Here is a 17,551-nt window from a genome sequence, read left to right as displayed (position 1 = left end):
CGTGCTTTGAGAAACGGCATGCTCGCGCTTCTCCTCGATTTCGCATGGGACGTCCTCCCCCGCCGGCCCGCTCTCCAGGGTTCCCCGCGTCTCGTCGAGGCTGGTGAGCGCGTCGAGCGCGTCGTGACGGAGGACTACATCGCGCGGATCGTGGCGATGAAGGACGCCGCTGCGCGCAACCTGCTCATCACCCAGGCCTACGGGGATCTCTCCCTCGAAATCGCCGATTTGCTCGGCAGCGGCGCGGGCATCAACTGGTGCACGATGGCCGCCTGGGCCTCCCGCCGCGCCGGACAATCCATTCGCGGCGAGGATCTCCCGGGACAACGCTACGTCGCCCGCGCCGCGGCGCGCGTCCCGGGCGCGCGGTTCCTCGCCCATACCATGCGGGACGTCTCGCGGGAGGTCGGCGAAGGCAATCGTGAGGTCTTCATGGAAGTCGCCCCGGCCTTCGCCGGCTTCGCGCGCGCGTACCGCGCCGGCGACGAGGCCCTCGCCGCCTTCTTCGCCTCGTTCACGAAGGGCCCGCCGGATCGAGGCGGACAGGACATCCTGCGCCTCGCCTTCGAGTGTTACCTCGAAGCGGCCCGCGTGCCCGCGGGCAAACGCAAAGCGGAGCTGCTCTACGCGGCGAACCTGTACGTCGCGCTGCAGGAGCAGACGCGCCTGCAAAACCGGATCGCGGCCGCGATGCCCGGCGGCCCCACCACGCGCGTCCTCGTCACGAAGGCGCTGCTCGAGCTCGAGCTCGGCGGCGGCACGGCCACCCATCGCCTCGGCGCGGATCTGCCGGATGGGCCTTTTGCCGAGCACCTCGAAGCGCTCGAAGATCCGGAGCTCGTCTCGTTCGTCCTGCGCTTCGACGCCGACATCGCATCGACGTGCGGCAGCCGCGCCGAGCGCTGGGACGCGCTCGCCGATCGCATGCGCTTCATCGTGGAGCTGTTCCGATTGCACGGGAGCGACGCCTCGCTCTTCGAGGAGCCCATCAGCGCCGCGGAGTGGCTCGCGCGCACCGGCCGCGTGAGGCCGCGACGCCCATTCTCGTCCCGGCCCCCCTTGTGACGTTCACTTCTCCGGCGTGGTTCCGCCGCCGACCCGCGCCGCGATGCGGCCGATCGCATGATCGAGCTGGAGCGCGGCCTCGACCCGATCCACCGTCGCGCGCGCGACGCGCAAGCGCGAGGTGCGCACCGTGTCCTCGGCTTGCTGCACCTGGAGCGGCGTGGACGCGCCGAGCGCGAAGCGCGCGCGCTCGGCTTCGAGCTGCTTCTCGGCGATGACCACCGTCTGCGCCGCCGCCGCGCGCCGGGCCTCCGCGGCTTCGAGCTGCGCGACGAGTCGAATCGCGACGATGCGGACCCGGGTGCGCGCGGATTCGAGCTGGTTCTTCGACATCTGCGCGTTGATGCGCGCATTCTCGACCTCCGCCGATTCCCGCGCGGTCGTGAGCGGCGTCTCGAACAGGAACCCCACATACCCGCCGACGGCGCCGAACGTCCCGATCTGCGCGAACGCCGGGGCGATGCTGCCATTGCCGAGGCCACGCAGCTCCACGTATCCCTCGACGTCGAACCGCGGTCGATACGCGTCGCCCGCCACCTGCGCGCGCGACTCGGCCGAGGCGACGCGCGCCTCGAGCTCCTTGAGCTCCGGCGACATCGCGCCGAGCGCCTTCTCGACCTCCGCGACGGTCGGCACCGGCGGATCCTCGGGGCTGCCGGCCGCGCGCAGGCGCACGTTCGGATCGATGTTGGCGAGCAGCTGGGAGAGCTCGAGCCCGCGCTGATACTCGGTGAGCTCCGCCGACGTGACCGACTCGCCGAGCGTCGCGACGCGCGTGTCGTACGAGAGGACGTCGACGGCCGAAAGCGCGCCTTTCTCGCGCCGCTGATCGGCCGCGTCGCGCTCGGCCTTCGCGAGGTCCCGCGCGGCGAGCTCGATGGTGAGCGCGCGCGACGCATACCAGAGCTCCCAGTACGACGTGAGCGCGTCGCGCACGACCTCGCTCGCCACGCGCTCGCGCCCCTGTTGCGCCGCGGTCCGATCGAGCTCCGCGGCCCGCAGCCCAGCCTCGCCGATCCGCGTCCCGGCGCCGCGGAGAATGGGCTGCGTGAGCGAGAGCCGCGTCGACATGGAATACCCGACGCCCGCCGCGCCCGCCGTGACGAGCTCACCGACGGGGTTCGACGTCGAGCTCCGGCTGCTCTGGACCGAGAGCGACACCACCGTGCCGGTCGCGAAGTCCTTCCGCAGCGCCGCGTTCAGCGAGAAGACGTCACGCTCGCCGACCGCGACCTGACCATCACGCCCGAGCGCGGGCGACGCGCTGTGCGTGTATCCCCCGTTCGCCGAGAGCACGAACGGATACCGCACCTCCTGCGCCCGCACCAGGGCCGCCGCCTGCTTCTCCGAGAGGATCGCCGACGCGACGTCGGGGTTGTACCGGAGCACGAGCGTGACCACGTCGTTCTCCCTGATCTCGTGGATGATGGGCGAGCCCGGACGGCTCGTCGCGTTCGCCTGTGTTTGCTGGGCGGACGCGTCCACGGCGGAGAAGGCGAGCGCGAACGAGCACGCGGCGACGCACCATTTCGACGTTCTATTCATGACGCAATGCCTCGATGGGGTTGAGGCGCGCCGCCTTGCGCGCCGGCAGATACCCGAAGATGACGCCGACGGCCGCGGAGAACGCGAAGGCCCCGGCCACCGTGCCCGGCGAGATGACGAACGGGAGCGACAAACTCTGCGTCGCCGCATACGAGAGCGAGAGCCCGAAGAGGATCCCGAGGATCCCGCCGAGGAGCGCGAGCACCACCGCCTCCACGAGGAACTGCAAGAGCACCTCGCTCGCGAGCGCCCCGATCGCGAGCCGCGTCCCGACCTCGCGCGTCCGCTCGGTGACGCTCACGAGCATGATGTTCATGATGCCGATGCCGCCGACGAGCAGGCTCACGGCCGCGATGCCGCCGAGCAGGCCCGTCATCGACGCCGTGACGCTGCTCATCGTATCGGCGATCTCCTGCATGTTGCGCACGTTGAAATCGTCGACGGCGCCGGGCTGGATGCGCCGCCGCTCGCGCAGAAGGTCCTCCACCTGCGCCTGCACCGAGGACGTCGCCTGCGCGTCCTCCACCTGCAGATACACCGAGCTGATGTTGTTGTTGCCCGCGATGCGCCGCTGGAACGCGCGGAGCGGCATCAAGACCACGTCGTCCTGATCGCCGCCCATCGCCGCCTGCCCCTTCGACGCGAGCAAGCCGACGACGAGGCAGGAGACCTGCTTCACGCGGATGCGCTGGCCCATCGGCATCGCCCCGGGAAACAGGTTGTCCCGGACCGTCTTTCCGATGATGCACACCGGGGTGCCCGAGGCGGCCTCGACCTCGGAAAAACTCCGCCCCATTTCGATCTTGTAGCCGCGGACCTCGAAATACCCCTCGTCGACGCCGATCACGCTCGTCGGCCAGTTCTGGTTGCCGACCACGACCGTGGTGTTCGATTGCGCCGTCGGCGACAGGGCCTTGATCCCGGTCACCTCGCGCTCGATCGCCTCGACGTCGTCCTTCTGGAAGGGATTGCCCGCCGTGCGCTCCGGCCCGCGCCGCGCCGCGCCGGGCGAGACGACGAGCATGTTCTCGCCGAGCGCGCCAACGTCGCTGCGTACCTTCTGCGTCGCGCCCTCGCCGATCGTCACCATCGCGATGACCGCGCCGACACCGATCATGATGCCGAGCATCGTCAAGAACGAACGAAGCGCGTTTTTCCGCACCTCGCGCAGGGACATGATCAAGGTGGCCCACAGCATCAGCGATTCCCCGAGATGATCTTGCCGTCACGAAACACGATGGTCCGCGTCCCGTACTCGGCCATGTCCGGCTCGTGCGTCACCATCACCACGGTGATGCCGTGCTCGCGGTTCAGCTGCACCATGAGCTCCATGATCTCGACCTTCCGCGCGGAATCGAGGTTGCCGGTCGGCTCGTCGGCGAGGAGCAAGGACGGCTCCGTCACGAGCGCGCGCGCAATGGCGACGCGCTGCTGCTGGCCACCCGAGAGCTTGGCGCTCGTATGCCCCGCGCGCGACGAGAGCCCCACGAGATCGAGCGCCTTGAGCGCCCGCCTCTTCCGCTCCTCGGCCGGCACGCGCCGGTAGATGAGCGGCAATTCGACGTTCTCGAGCGCCGTCGTCCGCGCGAGCAGGTTGAACCCCTGGAAGACGAACCCGATGAAATGGCGCCGCAAGAGCGCGCGCTGGTCCTGGTCGAGGTCGCAGACGTTGACGCCGCGAAAGAGGTACGCGCCGGACGTCGGTACGTCGAGACAACCAATCATGTTCATGGCGGTCGATTTGCCCGAGCCGGACGACCCCATGATGCTGACGAACTCCCCGCGCTCGATGCGCATGTCGACGCCGTCGAGCGCGCGCACCTCGGACTCGCCCTCGCCATAGATCTTCTCGACGCGCCGGAACTCGACGATGGGGGTGCGATGATCGGGGCCATCGCCGGCGCCGCCGTCCGCGCGGGGCAGCTCAGCCACGCGGCGCCTCGGTCATGCTCACCACGATGTCGGTCCCCTCGTTGATCTCGTCCGAGCGAACCTCCGTGCGAATGCCGTCCGTCGCGCCGACCTCCACCTTCACGCGGCGGGGCTCGCCGCCCGTCGGCAGCCAGAGCGCAGGCTCACGCGCCGGCGCGCCCGTGCCGCCCGGACGCTTTTGCTGCTGCCCCCCCATCCCGCCCGGCCGGCCGCCCATGGGAAGGAATTGATTGACCGAGATGCCCTGCTGCTGCTGCGAGCTCGACTTCCGGTTCGGATTGAACCGCAAGGCCGCATTCGAGACGAGCAGCACGCTCTTGCGCTCGTCGACCACGACCGTCGCCGTCGCCGTCATGCCGGGCCGGAGCAATCCCTTTGCATTGTCGACCGAGAGCCACGCCTCGTACGTGACGACCGTCGTCCCCGTCGTCGGCATGTTCTTCACGGCGAGCACCTTCGACGCGAACGACTGCTGCGCGTACGCGTCGACCGTGAAGCTCGCCTCCTGCCCTTCCTTCACCGCGCCCACGTCGGCCTCGTCGACCTGCACGTTGAGCTGGAGCTGACCGAGGTCCGCCGCGAGCACGAAGAGCACCGGCGTCTGCAGGCCCGACGTCACGGTCTGGCCCGGCTCGACCGCGCGGTTCAGCACGATCCCGTCGATCGGCGAGCGAATGACCGCCTTCGAAAGGTTCGTCTTGGCCACCTTCATCGACGCCTGGGCGAGCGTCACCTGCGAGGACGCCGACGCCACCTGCGCCTCGGCGCGCTTGTAGTTCGCTTGCGCCGTCTCCACGTCCTGCGCCGGCGCGAGCCCCTGGGCCAGCATCGCCTCGGCCCGCGTGAGTTTCTGCTTGGCCTCGTTGGCCGTGGCGCGCGCGTTGACGAGCGAGGCGCTCGCCGAGTTGACCTGCGCCGACACCTCCTCGACACGCGCCGTGTATTGCTCGGTGTCGATCTCGGCGAGGATCTGGCCCTTCGTCACCTTGTCGTTGAAATTGACGTGGACCTCGAGGACGCGGCCCGTGATCTCCGCGCCGACCTCGACGGTGTTCCGCGCCTTCAGCGTGCCGGTGGCCGTGACGGTCACCCGGAGGTCGCCGCGCTCGACCTTCTGCGACTGGTACTTCGTGCCCTCCGCGGCGGCGGTGGTCTTCTTCTTCCAGGCGTAAAAACCGCCACCGCCGCCGGCGACGAGGACGGCGGCGAGCAGCACCCACGGGAGCGTTCGCCGTTTGCCCCGCGCGACGACCCGGAGGACCTCGGGATCCCCGCCGGCCGGCTCGTTGGTTCGAGGAGATGTCATGATCGTTCCCCTTGGACGGAGCCCGAGCCGGGCTCCCTACGCGGGGACGCGCCGAAACCCTGCGAGGCAGGGCGCGCGTCCCCGCGGATGGGCTCAGCCGGCCGCCACCTTGACGAGCTGTTTGCCCGTGTTCGCCCCGGTGAAGAGGCGCCGGAGCGCGCCGGGCGCGTTCTCGAGGCCCTCCACGACGTCGACGCGATCCTTGATGCGGCCCTCGGCCGCCCACCGCGCGAGATCGCCGATGGCCTCGCCGAACCGGGCCGCGTAGTCGGTCACGAGGAAGCCCTCCAGACGGCCGCGCTTCATGATGAGGTTCATCAAGTTGCGCGGCCCGGCCGAGCCCGCGGCGTTGTTGTAATCGCCGATCGAGCCGCAGAGCACGACCCGACCGCGCATGGCGAGGTGCGAGAGCGCGGCCTCCAGGATGGAGCCGCCGACGTTGTCGAAATAGACGTCGATGCCGTTCGGGCAGAGCTCGCCCAGCCGCTTGGAGACGTCCTCGGATTTGTAATCGATCGCCGCGTCGAACCCGAGCTCGTCCTTGATCCACGCGCACTTCTGCGCGCCGCCCGCGATCCCAACGACCCGACAACCCTTCACCTTGGCGATCTGCCCCGCCGCATTGCCCGTCGCGCCTGCGGCGCCCGAGACGACGACCGTCTCCCCTTCCTTCGCCTGCCCCACGTCGAGCAGCCCGAAATACGCGGTGAGCCCCGTGAGCCCGAGGAGCGAAACCGCCATCGTCGGCGCCACGCCGTCCGGCAGCTTCCGCGGCCCGCGGATCGACGGCTCGATCACGGCGTGTGTTTGCCACCCCGTCATCCCGTACACGAGATCCCCCGGCGAAAACCCGGCCAGGCTCGATCGAAGCACGCGCGCGACGCCGCCCGCGCGCACGACCTCGCCGATCGCCACGGCCGGCAGGTACGAGTCGCGCTCGATCCAGATCCGCTGCGTCGGATCCACCGAAAGATAAAGCGTCTCGACGAGGATCTGCCCCGGCCCGAGCTCCGCGGGCAACGCCTCCTCGTGCCAGGTGAAATCGCTATCCTTGATCATCCCCGCGGGCCGCGCGGCGAGCCGCCAGGAACGGTTCACTTCGGTCATCGTCTGCTCCTCTCGCGGCGCACCCTATCCGGCCGGCGGGCCTCGAGCAACGGCCCACGCGCCCCCCTTCCCTCCGCCGCGATCCCCCCTATGCTGCGCCTCATGCGCCGCTTACCCGGACTCCCCCTGCCCCCGGCCCTCACCCTCCTGCCTTACCTCTACCGCCCGTTCCCCTTCCTCGACGCCATGGGCAAGCGGTATCCGGAGGGCTTCACCCTCCGGTTTCCGGCCATGCCGACGCCCGCGGTGGTCTTTCACCACCCCGACGCCGCGAAGGAAATCTTTGCGCTTGGCGCGGACGACGCGCATGCGGGGCAGATCAACGCGGTGCTCGGCCCGATCCTCGGGAAAACCTCGCTCCTCCTGCTCGACGGCAAAGAGCACCTGCGCCAGCGAAAGCTGCTCATGCCTCCCCTGCACGGCGAGCGCATGTCGTCCTACGGCGCGCGCATGATCGCCCTCACCGAGGCCTCGATCGCCACCTGGCCCGAGCGCGAGCGTTTCCCGGTGCACGACCGCCTCCAGGCGATCACGCTCGACGTCATCTTGCGGGTCGTCTTCGGCATCGACGAGGGCGAGCTCTTCCACCGATTGCGTGAGCGCCTCGTGGGGATCCTCGAGCTCGCGACGAACCCGATGTTCCTTTTGCCGTGGTTCCAGAGAGACCTCGGCCCGCTCACGCGCTGGAACACCCTGGCGCGGGCCCTCCGCGAGGCCGACGAAATGCTTTATGGGGAAATCCGGCGCCGCCGGGCCTCGGGCGAGCGGGGGGACGACATTCTCTCGCTCCTGCTCGACGCACGCGACGAGCAAGGCGAGCCCATGACCGACAGCGAGCTGCGCGACGAGCTCATGACCCTGCTCGCGGCGGGCCACGAGACCACGGCGACCGCGCTCTCCTGGGGGCTTCGGTGGATCCTCGCCTCGAAGAGCCTCGGCGCGCGCCTCGTCCGCGAGCTCGAAACGGAGGGCGCGCTGCCGGGCCTCGCGCCCGAGCGTATTGCCCGCTGCGCGCTGCTCGACGCGACGGTGCGGGAGGCCTTGCGGCTGCAACCCGTGGTCCCGATGGTCGGCCGCGTCCTCCAGCGGCCCGCGCGCATCGGCGGTTATGACCTCGACCGCGGCACGCCCGTCCTCGTCTCGATTTACCTCATTCACCGCAGGCCCGATCTCTACCCGGATCCCACGCGCTTCGATCCGGATCGTTTCCTGCGCCAGCGATTCGCGCCGCACGAGTGGCTCCCGTTCGGCGGCGGCATCCGCCGCTGCATCGGCATGGCCTTCGCGCTCTATGAAATGAAGATGATCCTCGCTACGATCCTCGCGCGCGCGGAGCTGCGGCTGCCGCTGTTCGGCAAGGTGCGCGAGGTGCGTCGCGGGGTGACGATTGCGCCTTCCCGCGGGATGCCGCTCGTCATGGAGCGCCGGGCGTCATGAAGTGGGAGCGACTCAGACCGGATCCACGATCGCGAAGATAGCTCGTAGCACAGCATTGGGGACGGCGAGCGAGGCGTACGCGACAAAGAGCTTCAGGGCGAGGCCGTGCTTCTTCGTCGTGAGCCAGTTTGCCCCGATGCGGAGCAGGCACGTGAGAAAAACCCCGCAGCCTGCGGCCTGGGCCAGGCCGTAAACGGGATCCATCCATCTCACCCCCGATTCAGGAATGGATGTAAAAAATTCGCTCGTCGTCCCCGACGATTGTGCCAGCCACACCAGCAGGGCGCCAAGGATGCAGAACGGAGCCGTGACGACCGTGAGGGGTGGGAGCGTCCCCAGGACGAGGTACACGCGCGCGTGATCGATCTTGATGGGTCCGCTCGCCCTGCGCCCTGCCCGATGGAGGACGAGGACCGCCGTGAGGGATGCGGCGAGCATGGCGCAGGCGGGGCCCATCTCGCGGAGCACGATGACGCATGTGATCCACGGGGTGTTCTTCTGCGCATTGAAGAAGCCCAGCGCGTAGGCGGACCGGAGATACACCACACTGCCGAGAACCAGCCCGATCCCGGCGCCGACCGGAAAAGACAACCTCACGATCCTGTCGTAGGGCGAGATCACGTCGGGGACGGGCGCGGCGGGCGGCGACGCGGCGGGCGGCGCGTACGTCCGGCCGATGTCGAGTTTGTCGACCATGTCTCTGCCGCGCACCCTACTCGACAGGTTTGTCGGGGTCAATGACCTCCGCGTTCGCCGCCGCGTTTGCCGCCGCGAGTTCCTTGATCTCCGCGAGCTCTTTGGGCGTAAATGAGCGCAGTTGCTGGAGGAACGAGTCGAAGTCGCTGGCGACGAAGTAGGGTTCCCAGCTCGCATAGTAGTCGAAGTAGTACACGTAGCCTCGCTCCTCCCCCTTGGTGACGATGCCGTAGAGGCTTCCGCCCGAATCGTCGCCAATTGGGAGCAGATGATCGGCGATGCGATCGGAAAAAATCTCCTTGTTCCACAGTAGATCCCCGGATTTGCACTCGCTTCCGACGCTGAAGAGCTCGTGGACGTCCGCGCCCACGAAGGGGGCTCCGGCGATGTCGAGGATGTCCGGCTCCGGCCGGCCGCCGTTGTACTCTTGCAGGAACCGGCGATAAGGCTCGGGCAGGCGCACGCCGAGTTTCTCCTCCAGCTCTTGGAGGGACTGCTCGCTCAGGGGTTCTCCGCGGTCGTGGATTTGCATGTCATGGTCTCCCGTGGTTTGCGACTCCCCCGGTATGCCCCGTAGCCTTGTGAATGTCTTTGGGCACGAGCTGCATCGTCTTCCCGTCCTGATGATGGTGCCACGTATGGTCTTTCGGCGTCGCTTCGAGTCCCGCTGCCTCGTTCGCGAGCTGGAAATCACGAGGCCGGTTCCCTGTCTGGTTGATCTTTACCTCCTTTTTCACGACGCCAGCAGCCTTGAAATCCGGATACCCCTCGGCGTCGAAGGGCACGCCGGTCTCGGGATGCTTCTTGCCCGCGAGGTGCGCGTTCCGGGGTCTTGCCGCCCTCGCCTGCCCCGCCGCCGCGCCGTTCGGACTTGACACGGGCTTCGTCGTCGTCGTGACGGTCGTCCCGCTGGGCGGCGCCGCTGCCTTCGGCGGGGTCGCGGCCGGCGGGCCCGGCAGCTTCGGCCGCCGCAAGAACCCGCCCGGTCCGCCCGCACCGGCCGGCAGGAACACCGGCATGCTCCGTAGCCTCTGCTGAGCCGCCCGCAGCGCCCTCGTCCCTGCGGTCTCCAGGGCCCCCGCTCCCGCCGTGGCAAGCGTCAAAAGGGTATCCGCCAGGGCGTTCACGATGGCGTACTTGGCCTCGGCATCCGCCCAGCCTTTTCCATACCCCTTGAGGAAGCCCTCCCAGGCGATCTTTGCGAGCTGCTCGTCGTCGTACGTCGGCAGATCCGGGATTGCATTCAGTTGTCTGGCCACATCGGCCCGCATCTTGTCGGCGCCTGCGGGGTTGTTCCAAAGCGCTACGTCGAAGGGGCGCCCCCCGCCGACACTGCGGTTGAGCGAGCTCGCTGCTTCCGCCGCCCCGCCGAGCGTCGCCCCCCACTCGCGCCCGATCCGCTCCCCCGTGCGCCTCGCCTCCTCCTCGGCGTCCCTCCGCGCCAGGTTGACTTTCTGTTCCTCAAATGTCTTCCCAGGAGGAGGCGGCGGACACGGCACGCTCATCCCAGGCGCGGGAGCGGGCGTCGGAGCCGTTTGCCCGAGGAAACGCTGATCCGGAGGCCTATTCCGCGGCCTGTCGCAGGGCCTCATCGCAGACGTCCGCGTCGCAATTTGGACGGTCGTGCGCTTGGCCGGCGCGGCGTCCGGCTCTTCCGCCGCAATCTTCTCCGGCGGCGGTGGTGGTGGTGGCGGCGGCGGCGGTTCGTCGCAGGGCAGATCCTGATACGCGAGCCCCAAAAGCTTCCGGCTCTCGGGCGGCGCGTGGGGGTCATAGACGAAGACGCCCTTGACCGAAGCGTTTTCCAGGAGCTTATCGAGCGGTTCGAACGCCGGTCGATGCACTCCATCCCCGAGCTCGTACCAGTAGCGTGCATTCGGGCCGACGCGGGGATGACGCCGGCAGACGCGAAACACGCTCTTGCCGTGCAGCTCCTGCGCCCACCCCTCCGTAGGCACGCGCGCCGCGCCGCACCCGAAGAGCCATGCCGAGACGCAAGAAACGAAGAGCAGCGGCATCCCAAGCCGCAGGAACCGCAGAGCAGCACCCACGAGCATCAGGGCGGCCCCGGTGACAATCTGCATGACCCCGCGCATGACGAGCCCCCTCCGTGCACGAGCCCCCCGTGCGTTTGGCCGGAATTGCACCAGAGCGCGGCGGCTGTGTCCATGAGGTCATCGGCGATAGGCAGGGCTCTCCACCCTGCGCCGCCGACCTTCTCCCCGTCTCCTCGCCGCATGGTTGACCTCGGCGAGACCGCTCCCCGCGCACCACGGAGCCCTCCGAACGCTCCCGCGACCCGAAGGATCCCTCCCGGCGACCGCTCGGTCCGCTTCCGGGGACCGCTCGAACGCCTCGGACAGAGCCTACCCAGCGCATCCCCAGCGCTTCGCCTGCGCTCCGGCGTGCGCCGTCGACGCTTCCCCCGACCGCCCGGCGAGCATGCGCGATGCGAGGGGCGTGGTCCCCAGGACCCACCCCGACGGTCGAGACATGCCCTCGAATCGGTTCGCCGAGCGTCCCCCGCCCTTGCCCGAGCGAGCCCATGGGGCACGCGCCTTGCTAGGCCCACGGCGCGCGCGGCGATTCGAGCCGCCGCGGAAGGGGAATTCATCATGCGCACGCCGCTGCTTCGCTTGTGCTCCGTCCCGCTCCTCGCGGTCCTCGGAACCGCCTGCTTCACGACGTTCGAGGAGCAGCCCGACAAGCCCCAAGGAACGGTTCTGCCGCCCACGCCGATGGCGCCGGATCAGAAGGCCGAGCTCGATGCGCTCCTCGCCGAAGCGCAGAAATCGGCGAACATGACCGCCGCCGACTTCGCGAGCCAGTATGCGGTCTCCTTCACGAATGGCCTCTCCTACGATCCCACGCAGGCCGACGGCCTCCCGCTGATCCAGGCCTCCTCGCTCGGCCTCGACGCCGACGAGATGCAGAAGCTCCAGAAGAATGGCTTCGTCATCTCGGAGAAGAAACGATTCCCCACGTTCGTGTACGGCTACGAGAGCATTTATGCGCTCGATCTGCCGCTCTACGTGTCGGCGGACTCGATCCTCTTCGCCGTCCACCGCTCCTACGACGCGATCCTGAAGGCCGTGGAGATGGCATCGCTCGGGCCCGAGCTCAAAACGCTGCTCGAATCGATGCGCGCCGAGCTCGCGGCCGGCGGCGGCTCCGCGCTCGGCGCCGACGCGCGCGCGGACGCGGATCTCTTCACGGCCGTCGCGCTCTCGCTGCTCACCGAGCAGGCCGTCTCGCCCGTCGCGGGCGCCAAGGAGGCCGACATCGTCAAGCTCGTCGACGGCGCCAACGCCCACCAGGGAATGGGCGAGGCGCGCCTCTTCGGCAGCAATCGGACCGTGGATTTCTCGCAGTTCGAGCCGCGCGGACACTACACGGATTCACCCGAGCTCCAGCGTTACTTCCGCGCGATGATGTGGCTCGGCCGCATCGATTTCCGCATTGTCGAGACGCAAAGCGACGGCTCCCAGGTCTTCCAGCGCAGGCAACTCGAAGGCGCCTACGTCCTCCACGCCCTCGCGCAGGGCGAGCAGCAGAAGCGGTATACCCGCATCGACGACGCGATCCGCTCCTTCGTGGGCGAAAGCGATTACATGACCCTGCCCGAGCTCGACGGCCTGCTCTCCGATCTCGGCGTCGCCGACGCCGCCGGGCTCGCGGGGATCGAGGACACGAAGATCGCGGAGGTCGTGCTGCAAAAGGGCTACGGCACGCAGCGGATCTCGAGCCACATCATGATCAACGGCCTCGGCCAGGGCACGCTGCCGCTCTCGTCGAGCTTCGCATTCTTCGGCCAGCGCTACGTGGTCGACTCGCACGTCTTCTCGAACGTGGTCTACGACCGCGTGCAGAAGGGCAATGTGTTCCGCATGATGCCGAACCCGCTCGACGTCGGCTTCGCCGCGCTCGGCAACGATCAGGCCGGGCAGCTCCTCGGGCCCGAGGTCGAGCAGTACCACTACGCGCCGGACCTGCACATGATGCGCGTCCTCGTCGACGCGCACCCGGCGTCGTTCTGGAACGACAACCTCTACAACCGCTGGCTCGTCTCGCTGCGCGAGCTCTCGCCGAACAAGACGCTCGCCGGCGACACGTCGGGCCTGCCCGGGGTCGCGAAGACCGAGGCCTGGGGACGCAGGCTCATGAACACGCAGCTCGCGTCCTGGGCCGAGCTCCGCCACGACACGCTGCTCTACGCGAAGCAATCGTACACGGGCGGCGCCTCGTGCCAGTTCCCCGACGCGTTCGTGGACCCGTACCCGGCGTTTTATGCCCGCATCGCCGAGCTCGCCGAGCACGGCTCCGCAATGGTCGGGACCCTGGATCTATCGAACAACGCTTACCTCGCGCAGCGGCTCCCGGAGTACTTCGCCACCCTGCGCGACGTGGCGCAGAAGCTCGGCGAGATGGCGAAGAACGAGCGCGACGGTGTACCGCTCACGCAGGCGCACCTCGATTTCATCAACCAGGCCGTGAAGGTGCAGATGGGCTGCGGCGATCCGGAGGGCTCGACGGGCTGGTACGCGAATCTGTTCTTCGACAACTTCCAGAGCGTCCAGCAGGATCCGACGATCGCCGACGTGCACACGCAGCCGACCGACGAATTCGGCACCCCCGTGGGCCGCGTCCTGCACGTGGGGACGGGCCTGCCGCGCCTCATGGTCGTGACGGCGGACCCGTGCGGCACGCCGCGGGCCTTCGTGGGCCTGGCCTCGTCCTATTTCGAGCAGATCACGTCGAACTTCGAGCGAATGACCGACGAGGAGTGGGCGCAGGGCCTCGGGGCCGCGACGCCCGCCGACGTGCCGTGGATGACGGATCTCGTTTCGCGCTGAGCGTGGCGCTTCGCTGGGGCTTTGCCCCAGGCCCCACCCGGGGCTGTCCGCCCCGGGACCCGGACCAGCGCCCGCGCTGGACTGAGGGTCGATGAACTGCGCTCCGCGCAGTTCATCGAACAGCCGGGGTCAAGACCACGAGCGATCCTGCCAGCCGAGACGGCAGCGCTGACGGTTCAACGGGCGGGGCGGTCCCACCGGCCTGTGGGAAGAACTGCGCTCCGCGCAGTTCTTCCCTAAATGGTCCAGGGCTGGCCCTGGTCCGGGTCGAGGGGCGGATAGCCCCCGCGGGGTTCGGGGCAGCGCCCCGGCGCGGCGGCCCCAAGAAGAGACCCACCCCGCCTGCCCTGACGTGGCCGCCCGGATCGAGGCCCGGGCGGCACACGCCGGCACAGGGGGTTCGGGGGCGTAGCTCGGCTCGTCCGAGCGTAGCCCCCGAGCGTCGAGAATCACTCGATGAACTTGCCGCGGCCCTTCGTGCAATCCGCCTGGGCCGACTCCTTCGTGTACTTCGGCCCGGTGTAATTCACGAGCATCCCCATCGCGTTGCACACGCCCACGACGCCCTCGCTCGGGCAGGACTTGGCGACGTCGAGCTTCAGCGTCTTTGCGAGATCGGCGATCTTGGCGTCGTCGAACTTCGCCTTCTCGGCCTCGGGCGCCACGAGGGCCGCACACTGCCCCTCGTCCTTCGGATCGCGGAGGTAACCGATGATGACCTCCCCCGACGCCAGGCCCTTCTGCGCGGCGGGCTTGGCCTCCTCCTTGGCCTCGGGCTTCGCTTCCGGCTTGGCTTCGGCCGTCGCGGGCTTGGTGGAGCCAGCCGGGGCGGCGGCGGCCTTCGCGGACGAACCGCCGGCGGGGCTCGGGGCCGCCTCCTCCTTGCCACAACCAAAGAGCGCCAGCGCCGCGAATGCAAAAACGAGCTTCTTCATGTGCGTAGGTCTTTCCTGATGCCTCGCCTCGGGGACCTCCCCCCGGGGCATGCGCGGGCGACGCCTACCCGACGTGGGCGAAAAACGCAAATCCTTCGGTCGACTCCGATCGGGACGCAGCCCCGCCCGGACTGAATTCTCGTATCCATCGAATTCAAATTGTTCGAGCTCGTTGCAGAGATTCGTTTCTCTGCAATCATGGCCAGCGAGGACCGAGGGAGAAAACCATGCAGACGCGGCAGACTCTTCGTGCGCTTTCGCTGGGCGTCCTTCTGGTTTGCGCGGCGCCGCGCCTTGCGCGGGGCGAATCGCATTCGGCGAGCACGCAGGCCGGGGTGTGCGACGCGCTCCAGGATCCGAGCGTCACGCCGGGGCTCCACGGCCTCTGCTTGACCTACTGCGAGGCCCTCGACTGCGACCATCCAGCCGAGGCCCATGATTCGTGCGAAACGGCCGGGGTCCAGATCCTCGCGGACTACGAGAAGCTGCGCGAGGGCACGACGGCCCCCGCGATGCCCTGCATCGACAGCGACGTATGCCCTTGCTGGTCCGCCGCGGAGATCGCCGCGATTGGCGCGACGTGGACGCCGAGCACGGCGGAGCTCATCTCGCAAACCGCCGTCGATTGGTCGCTCACCGCGCTCTACGAGGTCGGCACGGGCGTATCCGTGGACGCTTTTCAGATCGCGCTGGTCGAGATCCCGGCATGGACCGCCCCCGTATGCAGCTACTTCTCCACCGACGGCACCGAGGGCAGCGTCGAGAGCCGCGACCTGACGATCACGCAGGCCCAGGCGCAGACCTGCAAAACCCAGCTCCTCGAACAGTACGCCGCGCTCCTCGCGCTCGGCGCCTCCGTCGGGTGCGAGGGGGACCCGTGCCCCCCCAGAGGTCCGTGAACCGCGATCTCGTTCACGAGCGCTCGCCCTCTTCCCGCCTCCGCCCCCGCCCTCGTTCCTGCCTCCGGGGTTGAACCCCCCTCCCCCTTCGTGCTACCCGACGCCTCGCCAAGCACGGCGGAGAGAACGGAACGCATGAAGCTCGCGAGCCTACGAGGACCGGGAAGAGACGGCACGCTCATCGTCGTCCGGCGCGACGGCGCAAGGTTCACCCCGGCGCCGGCCGACATCCCCACGATGCAGGCCGCGCTCGATCGCTGGGACGAGAGCGAAGGGCGCCTGCGGGACCTCGCCTCGCGCCTCGAGCGCGGCGAGATCGCCGGCGAGCCCCTCGATCCCACGAAGCTCGCGCCGCCCCTGCCGCGCGCCTCCGAGTGGGTCGACGGCTCGGCGTACATCAATCACATCGTCCTCGTCCGCAAGGCCCGCGGCGCCGAGCCGCCCGAGACGCTGCGCACCGATCCGCTCGTCTATCAGGGCGGATCCTCCGTGCTCCTCGGCCCACGCGAGGACATCGTCCTCCACGACGCGCGCTGGGGCCTCGATTTCGAGGCCGAGATCTGCGTCGTCCTCGGCGACGTCCCGCTCGGCACCAAAAAGGAAGATGCGCAGAAGCACGTGCGCCTCCTTTGCCTCGCGAACGACATCACCCTGCGAAACCTCGTCCCTGCCGAGCTCGCCAAGGGATTCGGCTTTTTTCAATCGAAGCCCGCCACGGCCTTCTCGCCCTTCGCGGTCACGCCCGACGAGCTCGGCGGCGCGTTCCGCGACGGACGCGTGCACCTCCGGCTCTGCTCCACCTACAACGGCGCGCTCATCGGTGATCCCGAGGCGGGACCGGAGATGCACTTCTCGTTCTTCGAACTCGTCGAGCACATCGCGAAGACCCGCGCGTTCGGCGCCGGGACGATCCTCGGCAGCGGCACGGTCTCCAACGTCGACCGCGCGCGCGGCGTGAGCTGCCTCGCCGAGCGTCGCATGATCGAGACCATCGACGAGGGCGCGCCGAAGACGCCCTTCATGAAGCCCGGCGACACCATCGCGATCGAGATGCGCGGGGAGGACGGGCACGACATTTTCGGACGCATCGAGCAGAAGGTGGTCTCCCCATGAAGCTTTACGGATACTGGCGCAGCTCCTGCAGCTATCGCGCGCGGATCGCGCTGCACCTCAAGGGCATCCCCTTCGAGAACGTCCCCGTCCACCTCGTCAAGGACGGCGGCGAGCAGTTCAAGGACGATTATCGCGCGAAAAACCCGATGGCTCAGGTGCCCACGCTCATCGTCGAAGAAGCCGGCGTGGTCCACGAGCTCGGGCAATCGCTCGCGATCATCGAATGGCTGGAGGAGCGATATCCGGAGCCGCGGCTCCTGCCGGCCGATTCGTTCCTGCGCGCGCGGACGCGGCAGCTCGCCGAGACGATCAACGCGGGCATCCAGCCGTTCCAGAACCTCTCGGTGCTCAAGCTCGTGAAGAGCGAGCTCGGCGGCGACGAGCAGGCGTTCGCGCGCCGCTTCATCGAGAAGGGCCTCGCCGCGTTCCAGGCGCTCGCCGAGCCCGTCCACGGCCGATTCTCGGTGGGCGACGCGCCCACGGTGGCCGACGCGTGCCTCGTGCCCCAACTTTATGCGGCGCGACGCTTCGGCGTGGACCTCGCCCCGTTCCCCTTGCTCGTGCGCATCGAGGAGCAATGCGCGTCGCTACCGGCCTTCCAGGCCGCTCATCCGGACAAGCAGATTGATGCCGTGGTCGGGGGTTGAAGGAGTGATCGAAATC

At 68.7% G+C, this 17,551-nt stretch carries 15 protein-coding genes; 6 read left to right on the top strand and 9 right to left on the bottom strand.

The window, feature by feature from the left end:
* The first annotated feature begins 18 nt into the window (after nt 1-18).
* Entirely contained in the window at nt 19-1,065 is a 1,047-nt protein-coding gene (locus QHF85_RS36740) for a hypothetical protein (protein ID WP_281332074.1), read from the top strand.
* Between the two features lie 3 nt (nt 1,066-1,068).
* Here QHF85_RS36740 and QHF85_RS36735 read toward each other — a convergent pair whose 3' ends face one another.
* The 5 genes from QHF85_RS36735 to QHF85_RS36715 form a co-directional block, all read right to left on the bottom strand.
* Nucleotides 1,069-2,610, bottom strand: coding sequence for a TolC family protein (locus QHF85_RS36735; protein WP_281332073.1), 1,542 nt, complete (start codon nt 2,608-2,610; stop codon nt 1,069-1,071).
* Nucleotides 2,603-3,808, bottom strand: a complete 1,206-nt coding sequence (locus QHF85_RS36730) for an ABC transporter permease (protein WP_281332072.1) — start codon at nt 3,806-3,808, stop codon at nt 2,603-2,605. Before QHF85_RS36730 ends, QHF85_RS36735 begins: the two co-directional genes overlap by 8 nt.
* Nucleotides 3,808-4,533, bottom strand: coding sequence for an ABC transporter ATP-binding protein (locus QHF85_RS36725; RefSeq protein ID WP_348652791.1), 726 nt, complete (start codon nt 4,531-4,533; stop codon nt 3,808-3,810). The genes QHF85_RS36730 and QHF85_RS36725 overlap by 1 nt, the downstream gene beginning before the upstream one ends.
* A 1-nt stretch (nt 4,534) precedes the next feature.
* Entirely contained in the window at nt 4,535-5,848 is a 1,314-nt protein-coding gene (locus QHF85_RS36720; protein ID WP_281332070.1) for an efflux RND transporter periplasmic adaptor subunit, read from the bottom strand.
* A 93-nt stretch (nt 5,849-5,941) separates the two neighbouring features.
* Complete coding sequence (locus tag QHF85_RS36715) at nt 5,942-6,955, bottom strand: NADP-dependent oxidoreductase (protein WP_281332069.1); 1,014 nt, start codon at nt 6,953-6,955, stop codon at nt 5,942-5,944.
* A 102-nt stretch (nt 6,956-7,057) separates the two neighbouring features.
* On the opposite strand from QHF85_RS36715, the gene QHF85_RS36710 reads away from it, so the two are divergent.
* Nucleotides 7,058-8,392 carry a cytochrome P450 gene (locus QHF85_RS36710; RefSeq protein ID WP_281332068.1) on the top strand — a complete coding sequence of 445 codons (1,335 nt, stop codon included), beginning with the start codon at nt 7,058-7,060 and terminating at the stop codon, nt 8,390-8,392.
* Nucleotides 8,393-8,404: 12 nt separating this feature from the next.
* Here the strand turns inward: QHF85_RS36710 and QHF85_RS36705 are convergent, their stop codons facing one another.
* Genes QHF85_RS36705 through QHF85_RS36695 form a run of 3 tightly spaced genes read right to left on the bottom strand, consistent with a single transcriptional unit; the run spans nt 8,405 to nt 11,184 of the window.
* The gene (locus QHF85_RS36705) at nt 8,405-9,088 is read right to left on the bottom strand and encodes a hypothetical protein (RefSeq protein WP_281332067.1); all 684 of its coding nucleotides are present in this window, start codon (nt 9,086-9,088) and stop codon (nt 8,405-8,407) included.
* A 16-nt stretch (nt 9,089-9,104) separates the two neighbouring features.
* Nucleotides 9,105-9,620: an SMI1/KNR4 family protein gene (locus QHF85_RS36700; protein ID WP_281332066.1), complete on the bottom strand. Its 516-nt coding sequence runs from the start codon at nt 9,618-9,620 to the stop codon at nt 9,105-9,107.
* 1 nt (nt 9,621) lies between these two features.
* On the bottom strand, nt 9,622-11,184 hold the full coding sequence (locus QHF85_RS36695; protein WP_281332065.1) for an HNH endonuclease: 1,563 nt from the start codon (nt 11,182-11,184) through the stop codon (nt 9,622-9,624).
* Between the two features lie 519 nt (nt 11,185-11,703).
* Between QHF85_RS36695 and QHF85_RS36690 the strand changes: the two genes are divergently transcribed.
* Complete coding sequence (locus tag QHF85_RS36690) at nt 11,704-13,941, top strand: DUF3160 domain-containing protein (protein WP_281332064.1); 2,238 nt, start codon at nt 11,704-11,706, stop codon at nt 13,939-13,941.
* Nucleotides 13,942-14,390: 449 nt separating this feature from the next.
* Here the strand turns inward: QHF85_RS36690 and QHF85_RS36685 are convergent, their stop codons facing one another.
* Nucleotides 14,391-14,876: a hypothetical protein gene (locus QHF85_RS36685; protein WP_281332063.1), complete on the bottom strand. Its 486-nt coding sequence runs from the start codon at nt 14,874-14,876 to the stop codon at nt 14,391-14,393.
* 227 nt (nt 14,877-15,103) lie between these two features.
* On the opposite strand from QHF85_RS36685, the gene QHF85_RS36680 reads away from it, so the two are divergent.
* The 3 genes from QHF85_RS36680 (at nt 15,104) to maiA (ending at nt 17,535) form a co-directional block, all read left to right on the top strand.
* Nucleotides 15,104-15,775 (top strand): hypothetical protein, encoded by a 672-nt coding sequence (locus tag QHF85_RS36680; protein WP_281332062.1) that lies wholly within the window; start codon nt 15,104-15,106, stop codon nt 15,773-15,775.
* Nucleotides 15,776-15,910: 135 nt separating this feature from the next.
* Nucleotides 15,911-16,888 carry a fumarylacetoacetate hydrolase family protein gene (locus QHF85_RS36675; RefSeq protein WP_281332061.1) on the top strand — a complete coding sequence of 326 codons (978 nt, stop codon included), beginning with the start codon at nt 15,911-15,913 and terminating at the stop codon, nt 16,886-16,888.
* Complete coding sequence (gene maiA / locus QHF85_RS36670) at nt 16,885-17,535, top strand: maleylacetoacetate isomerase (RefSeq protein WP_281332060.1); 651 nt, start codon at nt 16,885-16,887, stop codon at nt 17,533-17,535. Before QHF85_RS36675 ends, maiA begins: the two co-directional genes overlap by 4 nt.
* The last annotated feature ends 16 nt before the right edge of the window (nt 17,536-17,551 follow it).

The sequence above is a fragment of the Polyangium sp. 6x1 genome (assembly GCF_029946515.1).
In the GTDB taxonomy this organism is placed as follows: domain Bacteria; phylum Myxococcota_A; class Polyangia; order Polyangiales; family Polyangiaceae; genus Polyangium.
This window is presented reverse-complemented; position numbering and strand designations above follow the sequence as displayed.